Origin of the sequence: Flavobacterium sp. DSP2-3-1 (assembly GCF_049896865.1) — a bacterium.
Classification (GTDB): Bacteria; Bacteroidota; Bacteroidia; order Flavobacteriales; family Flavobacteriaceae; genus Flavobacterium.
On record NZ_JAFCVD010000004.1, the window covers coordinates 108,756 to 124,946 of the forward strand.

Annotated in this window: 14 protein-coding genes; 11 read left to right on the top strand and 3 right to left on the bottom strand. The window is 34.9% G+C overall.

Annotated elements, in window-relative coordinates:
* Window positions 1-292 precede the first annotated feature (292 nt).
* A complete protein-coding gene (locus ACP7AT_RS06100) occupies window positions 293-505 on the bottom strand; it encodes a hypothetical protein (protein WP_426063443.1) in 213 nt (70 codons plus the stop codon).
* Between the two features lie 385 nt (window positions 506-890).
* Between ACP7AT_RS06100 and eno the strand changes: the two genes are divergently transcribed.
* From eno to ctlX, 4 genes are all read left to right on the top strand, one after another.
* Complete coding sequence (gene eno, locus ACP7AT_RS06105; RefSeq protein WP_426063444.1) at window positions 891-2,183, top strand: phosphopyruvate hydratase; 1,293 nt, start codon at window positions 891-893, stop codon at window positions 2,181-2,183.
* A gap of 156 nt (window positions 2,184-2,339) precedes the next feature.
* On the top strand, window positions 2,340-3,623 hold the full coding sequence (locus tag ACP7AT_RS06110; protein WP_426063445.1) for a citrate synthase: 1,284 nt from the start codon (window positions 2,340-2,342) through the stop codon (window positions 3,621-3,623).
* A gap of 64 nt (window positions 3,624-3,687) precedes the next feature.
* Window positions 3,688-4,602 carry a dimethylarginine dimethylaminohydrolase family protein gene (locus ACP7AT_RS06115; RefSeq protein ID WP_426063446.1) on the top strand — a complete coding sequence of 305 codons (915 nt, stop codon included), beginning with the start codon at window positions 3,688-3,690 and terminating at the stop codon, window positions 4,600-4,602.
* A gap of 54 nt (window positions 4,603-4,656) precedes the next feature.
* Window positions 4,657-5,592: a citrulline utilization hydrolase CtlX gene (ctlX, locus tag ACP7AT_RS06120; RefSeq protein WP_426063447.1), complete on the top strand. Its 936-nt coding sequence runs from the start codon at window positions 4,657-4,659 to the stop codon at window positions 5,590-5,592.
* Between the two features lie 51 nt (window positions 5,593-5,643).
* On the opposite strand, the gene ACP7AT_RS06125 is transcribed toward ctlX, so the two are convergent.
* Complete coding sequence (locus ACP7AT_RS06125; RefSeq protein ID WP_091203649.1) at window positions 5,644-6,273, bottom strand: MarC family NAAT transporter; 630 nt, start codon at window positions 6,271-6,273, stop codon at window positions 5,644-5,646.
* A gap of 146 nt (window positions 6,274-6,419) precedes the next feature.
* Here ACP7AT_RS06125 and ACP7AT_RS06130 point away from each other — a divergent pair, with 146 nt between their 5' ends.
* Window positions 6,420-6,785: a CoA-binding protein gene (locus ACP7AT_RS06130; RefSeq protein ID WP_091173917.1), complete on the top strand. Its 366-nt coding sequence runs from the start codon at window positions 6,420-6,422 to the stop codon at window positions 6,783-6,785.
* Window positions 6,786-6,980: 195 nt separating this feature from the next.
* Here the strand turns inward: ACP7AT_RS06130 and ACP7AT_RS06135 are convergent, their stop codons facing one another.
* Window positions 6,981-8,489 carry a sodium:solute symporter gene (locus ACP7AT_RS06135; RefSeq protein ID WP_426063448.1) on the bottom strand — a complete coding sequence of 503 codons (1,509 nt, stop codon included), beginning with the start codon at window positions 8,487-8,489 and terminating at the stop codon, window positions 6,981-6,983.
* Between the two features lie 100 nt (window positions 8,490-8,589).
* On the opposite strand from ACP7AT_RS06135, the gene recR reads away from it, so the two are divergent.
* The 6 genes from recR to ACP7AT_RS06165 all read left to right on the top strand — a co-directional run bounded on the left by recR (window position 8,590) and on the right by ACP7AT_RS06165 (window position 15,811).
* Entirely contained in the window at window positions 8,590-9,210 is a 621-nt protein-coding gene (gene recR / locus ACP7AT_RS06140) for a recombination mediator RecR (protein WP_426063449.1), read from the top strand.
* A gap of 73 nt (window positions 9,211-9,283) precedes the next feature.
* Window positions 9,284-10,075, top strand: coding sequence for a polysaccharide biosynthesis/export family protein (locus ACP7AT_RS06145; protein WP_426063450.1), 792 nt, complete (start codon window positions 9,284-9,286; stop codon window positions 10,073-10,075).
* A gap of 16 nt (window positions 10,076-10,091) precedes the next feature.
* Window positions 10,092-12,560 (top strand): polysaccharide biosynthesis tyrosine autokinase, encoded by a 2,469-nt coding sequence (locus tag ACP7AT_RS06150; RefSeq protein ID WP_426063451.1) that lies wholly within the window; start codon window positions 10,092-10,094, stop codon window positions 12,558-12,560.
* Between the two features lie 25 nt (window positions 12,561-12,585).
* Entirely contained in the window at window positions 12,586-13,581 is a 996-nt protein-coding gene (locus tag ACP7AT_RS06155; protein WP_426063453.1) for an SDR family oxidoreductase, read from the top strand.
* A gap of 120 nt (window positions 13,582-13,701) precedes the next feature.
* Window positions 13,702-15,093: a UDP-glucose 6-dehydrogenase gene (locus ACP7AT_RS06160; protein ID WP_426063454.1), complete on the top strand. Its 1,392-nt coding sequence runs from the start codon at window positions 13,702-13,704 to the stop codon at window positions 15,091-15,093.
* Window positions 15,094-15,343: 250 nt separating this feature from the next.
* On the top strand, window positions 15,344-15,811 hold the full coding sequence (locus tag ACP7AT_RS06165; RefSeq protein ID WP_426063455.1) for a UpxY family transcription antiterminator: 468 nt from the start codon (window positions 15,344-15,346) through the stop codon (window positions 15,809-15,811).
* Window positions 15,812-16,191 lie beyond the last annotated feature (380 nt).

The window sequence follows — 16,191 nt, forward strand, 5'->3', positions numbered from 1 at the left end:
CATTTTTCTCGAAATACTGCATTATAAACTTTTTATACTCTCTGCAACTATAAACGTTTTAACCGTTAAACCCAATTCTTTTTTTGGTGGATATATTTTCATTTTAGCTTTTCAGCTAATCTATATAACATGCTACTTCCCAATTAGTCCACTTTTAGGCTGGCTACCTTTTGAATTCATTCATAACGCTAAGAATTTCTTTTCCGGAATCTAAATATCCTGTTACAAGCCGATACAAGCGATGGCTATCCGGCCGCTCACCTTCATTTGCTGTAAAAGAGAACTCTTTTTCTCAAACTAGCCGTTGTGTTATTTTTGCACTCCAAGTATAATATTCAAGTGCTCCATGTGATGCTTCTCGCAAAAGAACATATTTTGCCACTCCGATGTAGTTGAGGGATGGTTTGAAATCTTTTAAATTTTCCAATAGTAAGGAAGTTCTATTCAGCACTGCAATAATTTCATTATAATTTATTGCATTTTTTGAGTTTTTTAAAGTTTCCATCACATTTTATTTTATGGATTGAAAATGTATAATACTATCTAATCAATAGTTCAATAAAATGGATTTATAGCTAAACAAAAAACACAACATTTTAAATAAACATCGTATAAACAAGTGGTTATGCTTTTTGCTTACTTGATTGTTTACTTGTTCTTTAATTACATGTAATTTTTTCAATTAAATTGTATGGATTATTGCTTTTGTAATTTTATTTGAATAGAAAAGAAAAAAATAACAGATTAAGTAAAAATAAATTCTAAAAAAACAGAAATGTTTTGTTTGTAAAAAAATTATAACGTTTTCGTTAATAACATTCATTATTTTCATAAAATGATTCCAAAAGATAGAATATATTTGTATTTTAAAATTTAAAAATTTTAGTATTATGAGTATAATTATCAAAATTCACGCAAGACAAATTTTCGATTCAAGAGGGAATCCTACAATCGAGGTAGATGTAATTACAGACAATGGAGTTTTAGGAAGAGCCGCAGTACCATCTGGTGCGTCAACCGGTGAACATGAAGCAGTAGAATTACGTGATGGAGGAAAAGCATTTCTTGGAAAAGGAGTTTTGAATGCAGTGAAAAATGTAAATACCATTATTTCTGAAGAACTTGTTGGAGTTTCTGTTTTCGAACAAAATCTGATTGACCAAACGATGATCGATTTAGATGGTACTCCAAATAAATCAAACTTAGGAGCAAATGCAATTTTAGGAGTTTCATTGGCTGTTGCCAAAGCGGCTGCTAATGAATTGGGATTGCCTTTATACAGATACGTAGGTGGTGTTTCGGCAAATACATTACCAGTACCAATGATGAATATTATAAACGGAGGTTCCCATTCTGATGCGCCTATTGCGTTTCAAGAATTTATGATTTTCCCGGTGAAAGCAACTTCGTTTTCACATGCAATGCAAATGGGAACTGAAATTTTTCATAGTTTGAAAAAAGTATTACACGACAGAGGCCTTTCTACTGCTGTGGGTGACGAAGGAGGTTTTGCACCAAATCTTGCTGGAGGAACAGAAGATGCTTTGGACACGATCAAAAAAGCGGTTGAAACTGCTGGTTATACTTTTGGAGACGAAATCATGATTGCTTTAGATTGTGCTGCTGCAGAATTTTATGTAAATGGAAAATACGATTACACTAAATTTGAAGGAGAAACAGGTAAAATTAGATCTTCTGAAGAGCAAGTGGAGTATTTGACGCAATTAGCAGCAAAATATCCTATCATTTCTATTGAAGATGGAATGGATGAGAATGACTGGGATGGATGGAAATTGCTTACGGAAAGAATTGGTGATAAAGTGCAATTAGTTGGCGATGATTTATTTGTTACTAATGTGGAGCGTTTGTCTACTGGTATTGAAAAAGGAATTGCGAATTCAATTCTTATCAAAGTAAACCAAATTGGAACTTTGACTGAAACTATTGCGGCAGTTAATATGGCTAAAAATGCAGGTTATACTTCAGTAATGTCACACCGTTCTGGAGAAACAGAAGACAACACAATTGCGGATTTAGCAGTAGCTTTGAACTGTGGTCAAATTAAAACAGGTTCTGCTTCTCGTTCTGATCGTATGGCAAAATACAATCAATTATTGAGAATTGAAGAGGAATTAGGGAATTCAGCGTATTTCCCTGGTAAGGCTGCTTTTAAAATAAAATAAATTCTTACGATCTTTTTACAGAAAGCCATTCGCCTTGCGTGAGTGGCTTTTTTTTGTAATATTTAACAATTTCATTGTGTTATTCTCTTTTTAATTAGTGTTTAATTCCTTAGATTTGAGAAATTATTATTTTAAAAGTTTATTTTCAATTATATTATGTCAAAAACAGCAACATTAGAAATTGATGGGAAGAAAATTGAACTACCTATAATTGTAGGAAGTGAAAATGAAGTTGCCATCGATATTAACAAATTACGTGATTTATCCGGTATAATAACATTGGATCCTGGGTATAAAAATTCAGGCTCTTGTAAAAGTGAGATCACTTTTTTAGATGGGGAATTAGGAATTCTTCGTTACAGAGGATATTCTATTGAAGATTTAGCAGACAAAGCAGATTTTCTGGAAGTATCTTACCTTTTGATTTTTGGAGAATTGCCAACTGTCGAGCAGTTAGCGCAATTTGAAACGGATATCAGAAAATACACATTGGTCAATGAAGAAATGAAAAACATCATTGATGGTTTTCCTAAAACAGCGCATCCAATGGGTGTTTTAGCTGCTTTGACAAGTGCCTTAACAGCATTCAACCCTAAATCGGTAAATGTTGATAATGAGAAAGAAATGTACGAGGCAGTGTGTAAGACTATGGGTAAATTCCTTGTTATTGCAACCTGGACTTATAGAAAAAGCATGGGTTATCCGTTGAATTATTACGATAATACAAAAGGGTATGTAGAAAACTTCATGCGTTTAATGTTTGAATTACCTACACAACCATACACTGCAAATCCTGTCGTTATAGATGCATTGGATAAATTGTTTATTCTTCACGGAGATCATGAGCAAAACTGTTCAACTTCTACAGTTAGAATGGTAGGATCTTCTCACGCAGGATTATTTGCTTCAATATCTGCTGGAGTTTCTGCACTTTGGGGACCACTTCACGGAGGAGCAAATCAAGCAGTTCTTGAAATGTTAGAAGAAATCCACAGAAATGGTGGGGATGCTGATAAATACATGGCTAAAGCCAAAGACAAAAATGATCCTTTTAGATTGATGGGATTTGGTCACAGAGTCTATAAGAATTTTGATCCAAGAGCAAAAATCATCAAAAAAGCAGCTAATGAAGTTTTGGCAACTTTAGGAGTTGAAGATCCAATTCTTGCAATTGCTAAAAAATTAGAAGAAGCAGCTTTAGAAGATGAATATTTTAAGTCAAGAAATTTATATCCTAATGTAGATTTCTATTCTGGAATTATTTACAGAGCTTTAGGAATTCCTACTGATATGTTTACAGTAATGTTCGCCATAGGCCGTTTACCGGGTTGGATAGCACAATGGAAAGAAATGCGTGAAAATAAGGAGCCTATCGGAAGGCCAAGACAAATCTATACAGGTCACCCTTTGAGGGATTTTGTACCAACAGATAAAAGATAAAATCAGTTCAAAAGCTTCACTAATTTGTGAAGCTTTTTTTATATTTGCCAAAAGCTAAAAATACATGTTAGAGTTAAATATAAAGAATGAAACTTCGAAACTCCGAGCTGTAGTTTTGGGTTCAGCAGTCAACAATGGACCTACGCCGGCGGTTGAAGAAGCTTATGATCCTAAATCATTAGAACATATTTTAGCAGGAACCTATCCTCAGGAGCATGACATGGTGAATGAAATGGAAGCATTTAATACCTTATTAAAAAAGTATAATGTGACCGTCTATCGTCCCGAAATGATTAAAAATTATAATCAGATTTTTACTAGAGATATTGGTTTTGTAATTGATGATACTTTTGTCAAGTCGAATATTTTGCCGGATAGAGAAAGAGAATTAGATGCTATCCAATATATAATTGACCAAATTAACCCCAAAAAAGTGGCGCGCCCTCCAGAGGAAGTTCACATCGAAGGTGGTGATGTAATGTTGTGGAACGATTATATTTTTATTGGAACGTACAAAGGAAGTGACTACAACGATTATATTACGGCTCGAACAAACATGGCAGGTGTTCAATACATTAAAGATTTATTCCCAAATAAAATTGTAAAAGAATTTGATTTGGTAAAATCTAAAATTCAAGCTCGTGACAATGCGTTGCATTTGGATTGTTGTTTTCAGCCGGTGGGGAATGACAAAGGGATTATCTACAAAAACGGATTCCGAGAAGAAGCGGATTATTTGTTTTTGGTGAGCCTTTTTGGAAGAGAAAACTTATTTCATATTACCAGAGACGAAATGTATTACATGAATTCTAATGTTTTTTCTATTGACACTGATGTTGTTGTTTCAGAAAGAAATTTTACACGACTTAACAATTGGTTGCGTGCAAACAGTTTTGTTGTGGAAGAAATTCCATATTCAGAAATCGCAAAACAAGAAGGATTGTTACGATGTTCTACCTTACCTTTAATAAGAGATTAATTTAGTAAAGACGCACTGCAATGCGTCTCTACAATAAAATAAAAATTAAAAATCATGAAACAAACTACAAATTCTATATTGATGATTCGCCCGTTGGCGTTTAGAATGAACGAACAAACGGCAGTAAATAATTATTATCAAAAAGTATTAGACGGACTTTTGCCGGCAACGGTAAATGCCAAAGCGCAACAAGAATTTGATGCTTTTGTCGAGAAACTGACAGCAGTTGGTGTTGATGTTACTGTTGTTGATGATACGTTGGAACCAAATACTCCTGACAGTATTTTTCCAAACAATTGGATTTCTTTTCACGAGAATGGTGACGTAGCTTTATATCCTATGTTTGCTGAAAATCGTCGTCACGAACGTCGTGAAGAAATTTTAGATTTATTGGAAGAAAAAGGTTTCGTAATTCATAATATTATAGATTACACTTCCGCTGAAGAAGATGGATTTTTCTTGGAAGGAACAGGAAGTTTACTTTTGGACAGAGCCAATGCCAAAGCGTATTGCGCATTATCTCCCAGAGCGGATGAGGAATTATTTATAGAATTCTGCGAGGATTTTGATTATGCACCAGTGATTTTTGAAGCTTTTCAAACGGTTGATTCAGAACGAAAACTGATTTACCATACCAATGTGATGATGTGCTTGGGAGATACTTTTGCGGTAATTTGCTCGGATTGTATCGATGATAAAAAAGAACGCAAAATGGTTCTGGACAATCTGAAAGAAAACGGAAAAGAAATCATTTTGATTACCGAAGCCCAAATGAATAATTTTGCGGGTAATATGCTTGAAGTTCGTGGAGCAAATGATAAACGGTATTTGGTTATGAGTGCAGCTGCACATCAAAGTTTAACGCCAAAACAAGTAGAAGAATTAGAAAAACATGCTGAAATTTTGAGTTCAAGTTTGGATACTATCGAAGCTTGTGGCGGAGGAAGCGCCAGATGCATGATGGCAGAGATTTTCTTGCCAAGAAAATAGAAAAAACCGGATACGATTCTAAATCTTATCCGGTTTTTTTATTGCTTTAATTTAAGAGAGATTTCCTTTTATAATATTGATAATAGCGCTTACGATATATTGTATTCCTATCGCAATTACAATGAAACCTACAATTCTTGATATCGCAACAATTCCTGAAGCTCCAAGTATTTTTGCTAAATAATGAGCGCTTTTAAGAATGATAAATATTGTAACAGCAATGGCAAGAATAGCAATGGAAGAGATGATGATCTCCATAGTCGTATTGTGTTCCTGATAAAAAGCAATAAGCAAAGAAATAGACCCGGGGCCCGCTAGCATAGGGATTGCAAGCGGAGTCAAAGCAATGTCGTTTCTTTGTTGCGCGTCAGTTTCTGCTTTTTTGTTAATACCTCGTTTCTTAGTGAATTTTCCCGAAAGTAAAGAAAAACCGGAACTTACAATAATAATTCCACCCGCTATTCGGAGAGCATCAATACTGATTCCAAAAAAAAGTAATACATATTGCCCGATAAAAAATGAGACAATAAGAATGATAAATACATTTATTGCTGTCCACAAAGAAATTCGGGAACGCTCTTTTTTAGTGTCATGTTGTGTAAGTCCCACAAAAATAGGAACGGTACCAATGGGGTTTAAAACAGAAAAGAGGGCGACAAACAAGTAAATAAAAAGATCCATATTTTATTTTTAAGGGTGTAAAAATACTCTTTTTTTGTTTTTTAATGTTAGGGCAATGTTTTTTATTGCTGCTACAACTAAACCTTAAAATTACCAAACGGATAAACCTTTTTGATTACTTTTGCCAAATACAATTAGAGAAAATCATGAAGAATAAAAAAACATTGGTTCTTGGAGCGACGACTAAACCAGAACGCTACGCCTTCAAAGCCGTGAATATGTTAGTAGAAAAAGGGCACTCCGTTCTCGCATTAGGCCAAAATGCAGGCGAAGTTGCCGGTGTGAAAATCCAGACAAAAGCCATTCCATTAAAAAATATCGATACCGTTACCCTATATTTAAACCCTACACGTCAGCGCGATTATTACAATTATATCGTCGAGGCTAAACCTAAACGTGTTATTTTCAATCCAGGAACTGAGAATCCGGAATTTTACCAATTGTTGAAACTAAATGATATTAAAGTAGAAGTTGCTTGTACGTTAGTTTTGTTAGCTACCAATCAGTATTAGTTTTTTGAAGCTATTCCTGCTATCCATTTCAATCTTTTGAACAAAACAGTATTTTTCTAAATAAAACAAGAGCTTCCGTTGGTCGCTCTTTTTTTATAAGAAAAAATTACAGTTTTTTATCAAAAGGATTTCCATTTCTATCAGGGCTAGGGCGCAAGAAATTTGAGATTTAAAAAGACAGCTCCATAAAATATCTTAAAATCTTGTATCCATAATTGCAGGTTTGCTAATCAACAACAATCCAAGAAAAGTGATTAGTCCGTTTACGATAATCAATTCGTTATCGAAAACATATCCTCCAAATAAAGTCTTCGAATTTTCGCTGATAAAGTACGTCAGCGCTGGAGACAATAAGCAAACGATTGGAACAAATTTGTCTTTAACGGTTTTTGATTTTACAAACAATCCAAAACAATACAATCCCAAAAGCGGACCATACGTGTAGGACGCAACTCTAAAAATCATTCCTACTACAGAGCTGTCATTGATTGCATTAAAGAAAATAATCACCAGAAACATTAAAAACGAAAAGGCAATATGGACAAGATGTCTGTTTCGAACTACGTTTGGCTTGTTTAAATTTTCTATTTTATCCATTCCTAAAAAATCAACACAAAACGAAGTTGTCAACGCTGTCAAGGCAGAATCCGTTGTTGCAAATGTGGCGGCTGTTAATCCCAACAAGAAAATTACGGATGGAATCAGCGTCAAATGGTTAAACGCAATTTCTGGGAAAAGTAAATCGGTTCTGGGTTTTCCGGTAATTAAATCAATAGGAACTTCTATTCCGTTTTTAGCCGCATAAATATAAAGTAAGGCACCCACGCTGAGGAAAAAGATATTGATACCTACAAATATTCCGGTGAACGTAAACATGTTTTTTTGGGCTTCGCCAATGTTTTTGCAACTCAGGTTTTTCTGCATTAAATCCTGATCCAAGCCCACCATTGCAATGGTTACAAAGATTCCTCCCAGAATTTGTTTTATAAAATGAAACTTACTTGATACAAAATCTTCAAAAAAGAATACCTTAGAATAATTGCTGTTTTTTACTGCTCCAAATGCTTCGAAAACATTTAAGTTTAAACTTCTGCAAATAAAGAAAATCGTCAAAAAAACAGATGAAACTAAGAAAAATGTTTGTAAAGTATCGGTAATTATAATCGTTTTCAATCCGCCTCGATACGTGTACGCAAATATCAAAGCCAGCGAAATTAATACCGTAACTGCAAACGGGATTCCGTAAAAGTCAAAAACAAAGCGTTGCAAAACAATAACAACAAGATACAATCTAAATGCAGACCCAATTGTTCTGCTAATCAGGAAAATGGTTGCGGCCGTTTTATAAGAATACATTCCTAATCGTTGCTCGATGTAACCGTAAATAGAAGTTAAATTCATCCGATAATACAACGGCAGCAGTACTTTTGCAATAATAACGAAACCAATCGCATTACCGAGAACAAATTGAAAATATTTGAATTGCTCCCCATTTGGAGAACCTACTTCTCCCGGTACCGAAATAAAAGTCACTCCCGAAAGCGCCGTTCCAATCATTCCAAAAGCAACTAAATACCATTTTGAATTTTTATTGGCTTTAAAAAAAGCATCATTTCCGCTGTCTTTTCTGCTTACAAAATACGAAATCAAAAAAAGAATTCCGAAGTAGATTACAATTAGCGACAGAATGGCGAATGGAGTCATTTTATATAAATATTGTATTTGACCAAATTACATAAATAATCCTCAAATTTTCAAAATATCTATCCCTAACGATTGGGACAAATTAACTACTTTTGTTTTTATGGAATTTTCTTCAAAATTAATAGAAAAAGCAGTTAACGAAATGTCTCAGCTGCCAGGAATTGGTAAAAGAACTGCGCTGCGATTGGTGCTGCATTTATTAAAGCAACCCAAAGAGCAAACAGGATTTCTGTCGCAAGCCTTGATCGCTATGCGTGAAGATATTAAATATTGTAGCAGTTGTCATAATATTTCGGATAACTTGATGTGCGAAATTTGCGCTAACAAAACCAGAAATCATCAAATTATTTGCGTTGTGGAGGATATTCGCGATGTTATGGCAATCGAAAATACAGGTCAGTTTAGGGGTATTTACCATGTTTTGGGCGGTAAAATTTCGCCCATTGATGGCGTTGGTCCCAGTCAGTTGAATATTACAACTTTAGTCGAAAAAGTAAAATCAGGAAGTGTCAACGAGATTATTTTTGCTTTAAGTTCCACGATGGAGGGGGATACGACTAATTTTTACATCTACAAACAAATTGCCGATTGTGAAATTATAATATCAACAATCGCTAGAGGAATTTCAGTAGGCGATGAACTGGAATATGCGGATGAAGTTACCTTGGGAAGGAGTATTTTGCAAAGAGTTCCGTTTGAAAAGTCTTTTAAAAATAATTAATCCATTTAAAGAATAGCGATGCTTTTTAAATCGTAAATGAAAAGCTATATTTGTCGCTTAAAAAATATTGAAAATGAGCAAATTCGTACTCTATTTGTTGTTAGTTATTAGTGTGTTGCTTTCATCTTGTATACCTACCAAAGATTTAATTTATCTTCAGAAAAAAGATAACTCACAAGCGGAAGCTACAATTGCAGCGATAGAAACAAAGCCGTATAGATTGCAAATTAATGACGTTTTAAGTATTACTATAAAAGCGATAGATCCAAAATTAGTCGCTATTTTTAGCCCTTCGAATGAAGGTGCTGCAGCAGGAAAATCTGAGTCGGGGTTGTATTTTGATGGATTTACTGTGGACGATCACGGGAATATAAGAGTTCCTGTTTTGGGAGATTTGAATGTGATTGGTTACACGCTGGATGAAGTCAGAATACGATTAGAAAAGCAATTATTAGCGGAGTATTTTAATAAGGAAGCGAATATTTTTGTGACTGTAAAATTGGCGGGTTTTCGATATACAATCAACGGGGAAATAGGCGGTCCAGGGACGAAAACATTATTTCAGGAACACGTAAATATTATGGAAGCTATTGCTAATGCTGGAGATATCACCATAACCGGAGACAGAAAAGCAGTGACAATCATGCGGAAAACACCAACGGGAGTTGAAATGCATGATTTAGATCTTACCGATGTAAAGGTGATGAAATCGCCGTATTTTTACTTACAGCCTAATGATTATGTTTATATAAAGCCGCTCAAGCAGAAAACTTGGGGGACCGGAAAAACGGGTATAGAATCGCTGGGAACTATTATTACTTTACTTTCTTTAGCCACGACGACTTTCTTACTATTAAAAAATTAAAAACCGCGATTAAAATATGTTAGATATAAAAGATTTTTCGATTTTTGAAAATCAAGTCAGCTTTGACTTTAAAGGGTTTTTAATAAAAATCGGAAGTTACTGGAAGTGGTTTTTACTCAGTTTGCTAATTACTTTTACGGTTGCATATCAAGTTAATATTCGTAAAGAAAAAATCTACGGTATGGAAACGCTTATTGCTGTAAAGGAAGAGAGCAATCCTCTTTTTACGTCAAATACGAGTTTGGTTTTTAATTGGGGCGGTACTTCGGATCAGGTTCAGACTATTTCTACAACATTACAATCCCGTTCTCATAATGAATTGGTAGTAGATAAGCTACAATATTACATTAGCTATTTGGCGCAAGGCAAATATAATTTGGTCGACGCTTATGGTGCTGTTCCTTTTACTGTAAATATTGATAAATCCAAAGGACAACTTGCGGGAACACTTATTGGAATCAAGTTTTTAAGTGAAAGTGAATATGAAATCAGAATTCCATTTGAGAATCCAAGCGTTTCAATAATTACGTATTCCAATAATTCGTATAGTAACACCACCGTTGAAACCGGTGAATTTGTTAAAAAATATAAAGTAGGGCAACAAGTCTCGTTACCTTTTTTGAATTGGAAATTACAAATAAACGATAATCCTGGTTTTTATAAAGGGAACGAGTATTTTGTGCAGTTTAATGATTTTAACGGAACGGTTTCGGGATACAAAGGCATAAGTGTGCAATCAGATGATAAAGGTGGTTCCATCATCACTTTAGGAATGCAAGGAACCAATAAAGCAAGAATGGTTGAGTATTTGAATTCGACTGTTAAAATGCTTATCAAAAGACAATTAGACAGTAAAAATCAATTTGCAACCAATACAATTGCTTTTATTGACAGCACATTGGTTACGATGGAATCCCAATTGAAGGAAACCGGGAATGAGTTGAAAACTTTTAGAAAAGGTAAAAACATCTATGATATTGAGGAAGGTGGCGCTAAATTTTCAGAAAAGATTTTAGAATTCGATGTCAAAAAAGATGAGGTTAATCGTAAAATGGCATACTACAACTCTTTAAAGGCGTACCTGAAAAACAGCGTGAATTATGCTAAACTTCCGGCACCATCTGTAGCTGGAATCGAAGATCCAAATATCGTTGTCAATGTTTCAAAATTAATTGCGTTATCTACCCAAAGATCTGAAATGGCGTATGCTGTAAAAAGCGATAAGATTTTTAAGGATTTTGATAATCAAATGGAAGCCGTTAAAAATGTACTTTTAGAAAATATAGCTACAGCCAAATCAGCTTTGCAGTATGATTTAGCGATGGTCAGCAGTAAAATAAATGAAACTGAAAGTACCATAAAACAACTTCCTGAGGATCAACAAGAGCTTATCAAGATTAAGAGAAAGTATGACTTAAGCGATAATATTTATAGCACCTTTCTTCAAAAAAGAAGCGAAGCGGACATCGTGAAAGCCGCAAACTTGTCAGACGTTCATTTTATTGATCCTGCAAAAGATGTTGGAGGGGGATTAATTGGTCCAAAAACTTCGGTTAATTATGTTTTGGCATTATTTCTGGGAATTTTGTTTCCGTTAATTTTTGTTTTCGCAGTTTTCTTTATTAATAACTCGATTCAAAATACGGAAGATATTAGCAAAATGACAAAAATTCCATTGATTGGAGTAGTTGGCGTCAATAGGGAGCAAACGAATTTAGCAGTTTATGACAAACCTAAATCTGCTTTATCGGAATCCTTTAGAGCGATTCGTTCCTCGCTTCAGTTTTTATACAAGCAGCAAAATGTGGATGGTGCTAAGACTTTGATGATTACCTCTTCGGTGAGTGGTGAAGGAAAAACGTTTTGTTCGATAAACATTGCTACAGTTTTTGCTTTAAGTGAAAAGAAAACAGTAGTTATCGGTCTGGATCTAAGAAAACCCAAGTTGGCTTCTGAGTTTAATTTATCAAATGAAGTTGGGGTAGTCAATTATTTAATAAAACAAAAAACAGTTGATGAGATTATAAACCAGACCCATATTCCTTATTTAGATGTTATTTTATCAGGACCTATTCCACCGAATCCGGCTGAAATGATCATGAGTGAGGGCATGAAAGAATTAATTGAAGAATTAAAGAAAAAGTACGATTATATTATATTGGATACGCCGCCTGTTGGTTTGGTTTCTGATGCGTTGGAGTTGGCACAATACTCCGATGTAACGCTTTATATTGTCAGACAGAATTTCACTAAAAAGGAAATGATTACACTATTGAACAATCGAGTGAAACGTGGGGAGCTAAACAACACCAGCATTATCTTAAACGGTTTGGAAAATAAAGCTAAATACGGAACAGGCTATGGGTACGGATACGGTTATGGATATGGGTACGGAACGTATGCGAATGGCTATTATGAAGAGGAAAAACCAAAGAGCATATACCAAAAGGTAGCCCAAAAAATATTAAAAAAACCAACTAAGTAACAGCTAGTTTTTAAGACAAAACGAAATGAAAGAGCAAATACAAAAAGCGATTTTAATTACTGGAGGGGCGGGATTCATAGGTTCTAATCTTTGTGATTATTTTTTGTCAAAAGGGTATAAAGTGGTTTGTTTAGATAATTTTGCCACAGGTCACAGGCATAATTTAAAAGATTTTATAAATCATCCCAATTTTTCTTTGATTGAAGGCGATATTCGGAACGCGATAGATTGTGCCACCGCAGTAAAAGGAGTAGATTATGTTTTGCATCAAGCGGCTTTAGGTTCTGTGCCACGGTCTATAAATGATCCGGCTACCACGAATGATGTGAATGTTTCCGGATTTTTGAATATGTTGGTGGCGGCAAAAGACGAGAAAGTAAAACGTTTCGTGTACGCTGCAAGTTCTTCGACTTACGGGGATTCAGAAGCTTTGCCCAAGGTTGAAGCTGTGATTGGGAAACCGCTATCTCCGTATGCTATTACGAAATATGTGAACGAGTTGTATGCAGAAATTTTTAGTAAAACGTATGGTATAGAAACTATTGGTCTGCGTTATTTTAATGTTTTTGGAAAAAAGCAGGATCCTAATGGTGCTTATGCTGCCGTTATACCGAAATTTGTGATGCAGTTCATGCAGCACGAAAGTCCAAAAATAAATGGGGATGGAAATTATTCCCGTGATTTTACTTATATTGATAATGTTGTTCAAATGAATGAGTTGGCAATGTTGACCCAAAATCCGGAGGCAATTAATACTGTCTATAATACGGCTTATGGCGATAGAAATACGTTGAATAATTTGGTGGATTATCTGAAAGAATTTTTATCCGAACAAGATCCAAAAATAGGGAATGTTGCTGTTGAATATGGTCCAAACCGAGCAGGAGATATTCCGCATTCCTTGGCCAGTATTGAGAAAGCGAAAACGTTGCTTGGATACGATCCAAAATATTCTATGCAAGAAGGATTGCGAGCAGCGGTGCAATGGTACTGGGAGAATTTGCGGGAGAAAAGTGAATAGTTAGGGATCTTCATTGTTAAGGTACCTTAAGAGGTAAGCAGAGGATAATGAGATAATATTTGTTGAAAAGATGACGTTTAAAAATATATAAAGGTATAATTGAGCATAAAAAATAAGAGAATGGAAATTACAAAAATTTGTTGCATTGGGGCAGGGTATGTTGGTGGTCCAACGATGGCCGTCATTGCTCAAAAATGTCCACACATACAAGTAACAGTAGTCGATTTGAATGAAGAGCGCATTGCCGCCTGGAATGATAAAGACACTTCAAATATTCCTATTTATGAACCGGGATTGGATACCATTGTTGCGGAAGCAAGAGGAAGGAATTTATTTTTTTCCACTGCCGTTGACAAAGCCATAGATGAAGCTCAGATTATTTTTATATCTGTAAATACGCCTACTAAAACGTATGGAAAAGGAAAAGGCATGGCGGCTGATTTAAAATATATAGAGTTGTGTGCCCGACAAATTGCCCGAGTAGCTAAAGACAATAAAATAGTGGTAGAAAAATCTACTCTACCGGTTCGAACCGCAGAAGCAATTAAAAGTATTCTTGACAATACCGGTAATGGAGTGCAGTTTCAAATTTTGTCCAATCCAGAATTTTTAGCGGAAGGAACAGCGGTTTCTGATTTATTAAATCCCGATCGAATCCTTATTGGAGGTGATGCTTCAGAGGAAGGTAAAAAAGCGATACAGGCCTTAGTTGATGTATATTCGAATTGGGTTGCTTCGGATAAAATATTAACTACTAATGTTTGGTCTTCTGAACTGTCTAAGCTTACCGCCAATGCTTTTTTGGCACAACGTATTTCTTCGATTAATGCCATGTCAGAACTTTGTGAAAAAACAGGAGCTGATGTCACTGAAGTAGCAAAAGCTATCGGAATGGACAGCAGGATTGGGTCGAAATTTCTAAAAGCTTCCGTTGGTTTTGGGGGTTCTTGTTTTCAAAAAGACATTTTAAATTTAGTTTACATCGCAAAATCATACGGATTAAACGAAGTGGCCGATTATTGGGAACAAGTAATCATTATGAATGATCATCAAAAAAGACGTTTCTCCAATACCATTGTACAAACGCTTTATAATACAGTCTCGGATAAAAAAATTACTTTTTTGGGTTGGGCATTCAAAAAAGATACGAATGACACCAGAGAATCTGCGGCTATTTATATTGCCGATGATTTGATCAACGAACAGGCAGAAATTGCTGTTTACGATCCAAAAGTTTCGAATAAAAAAATTATAGATGATTTAAATTATTTAGAGACAAGAAATGTGGAACGCAATGCCAACAGCATCAGTTCTTTTTCGGATCCTTATGAAGCCTGCCAAAATGCACATGCTATTGCTATACTCACGGAGTGGGACGAATTCACTCAGTATGATTGGCAAAAAATTTATGATTCGATGCAAAAGCCCGCTTTTATCTTTGATGGTAGGAATTTGTTGAATGGTCCTGATTTGAAAGCTATTGGTTTTGTATACCAAGCTATCGGTTCCTGAAGATACTAGTTGTAAAGAAATATTGGGCCAGAATAATGAAGAGATTAAAAGCACTGAAAAAAAAATATTGACAAAGAGTTTAACAGAGGCAAAGCAACAAACAGGATAGTTACAGATAAAGAATTTCAGAACGGTAAGCGATAGCGTCATGGGTTCAGGGATATTAATGATTCAGGGTGTGTTATAATTTAGAAGCGTTTACTTTCAAATTTGACGCGGAATACTAATTGTATTGTAAAAAATAAAGGAGATGAATTGGTATGTAGTGTATACAAAGCCCAAATGGGAGAAGAAAGTTGCAGAACAATTACAAAAGAGAGGAATTGAATGTTATTGTCCATTGGTTACACAAATGCGACAATGGTCTGACCGAAAGAAAAAAGTGGAAGTTCCTCTTTTTAATTCGTATGTTTTTGTTCAGTTAGCTGAAGGGGACCGCAATGCTGTTTTTGAATGTGTAGGTGTAGTGCGGTATTTATTTTGGTTGGGAAAACCGGCTATTGTCCGTACTGAAGAAATTGAAGTTATAAAAAAATGGCTCAATACGTCCGATACAATTGATGTTGCCGTTTCGTCCTATCAAGTTGGGGATTCCATACAATTGGAATCAGGACCATTCTCCGCACAAACAGCTACCATTCAAGAAATGACCAATACACATTATGTGCTGGTTTTGGAATCTTTAGGATGTGTCTTGAAAATGAAAATAAAGCAGTAGGAGTTTGTTTTTTGTGTTACATGACCTTTTTTTAACTTTTACAGGAAATTGAACTTTGTACGAATAAAATAAGACTTTTATTACTTGAGTAAAATCTGTAAGGTGGGCTAAAAAGTGGTAAAAACTGTTTTTTAGATTGAAAAATAAAAATAAAATTGAATTAAAGATTTGTGTTTAACCATTGATTTTCAGCTGCTTGTGTGTTAATTTACAGCAACTGGCAATTTTTAATGTTCAATTGCTATGAAGTGTTCTTTTTACTTACTGATTGTTGCTATATTTGCCTCCTTAATTTAACTAGATTCCTGCTCCGTTTTGTGTGAGTAAGGAGTGCGTAGCGGTGCATTACAGTAAACAATCGTTAAAATTATTATTATTAT

Bases quoted from the DNA above. Each gene is read 5' to 3' on its own strand.
- ACP7AT_RS06100 (WP_426063443.1), bottom strand. From the start codon at position 505: ATGGAAACTTTAAAAAACTCAAAAAATGCAATAAATTATAATGAAATT.
- eno (WP_426063444.1), top strand. From the start codon at position 891: ATGAGTATAATTATCAAAATTCACGCAAGACAAATTTTCGATTCAAGA.
- ACP7AT_RS06110 (WP_426063445.1), top strand. From the start codon at position 2,340: ATGTCAAAAACAGCAACATTAGAAATTGATGGGAAGAAAATTGAACTA.
- ACP7AT_RS06115 (WP_426063446.1), top strand. From the start codon at position 3,688: ATGTTAGAGTTAAATATAAAGAATGAAACTTCGAAACTCCGAGCTGTA.
- ctlX (WP_426063447.1), top strand. From the start codon at position 4,657: ATGAAACAAACTACAAATTCTATATTGATGATTCGCCCGTTGGCGTTT.
- ACP7AT_RS06125 (WP_091203649.1), bottom strand. From the start codon at position 6,273: ATGGATCTTTTTATTTACTTGTTTGTCGCCCTCTTTTCTGTTTTAAAC.
- ACP7AT_RS06130 (WP_091173917.1), top strand. From the start codon at position 6,420: ATGAAGAATAAAAAAACATTGGTTCTTGGAGCGACGACTAAACCAGAA.
- ACP7AT_RS06135 (WP_426063448.1), bottom strand. From the start codon at position 8,489: ATGACTCCATTCGCCATTCTGTCGCTAATTGTAATCTACTTCGGAATT.
- recR (WP_426063449.1), top strand. From the start codon at position 8,590: ATGGAATTTTCTTCAAAATTAATAGAAAAAGCAGTTAACGAAATGTCT.
- ACP7AT_RS06145 (WP_426063450.1), top strand. From the start codon at position 9,284: ATGAGCAAATTCGTACTCTATTTGTTGTTAGTTATTAGTGTGTTGCTT.
- ACP7AT_RS06150 (WP_426063451.1), top strand. From the start codon at position 10,092: ATGTTAGATATAAAAGATTTTTCGATTTTTGAAAATCAAGTCAGCTTT.
- ACP7AT_RS06155 (WP_426063453.1), top strand. From the start codon at position 12,586: ATGAAAGAGCAAATACAAAAAGCGATTTTAATTACTGGAGGGGCGGGA.
- ACP7AT_RS06160 (WP_426063454.1), top strand. From the start codon at position 13,702: ATGGAAATTACAAAAATTTGTTGCATTGGGGCAGGGTATGTTGGTGGT.
- ACP7AT_RS06165 (WP_426063455.1), top strand. From the start codon at position 15,344: ATGAATTGGTATGTAGTGTATACAAAGCCCAAATGGGAGAAGAAAGTT.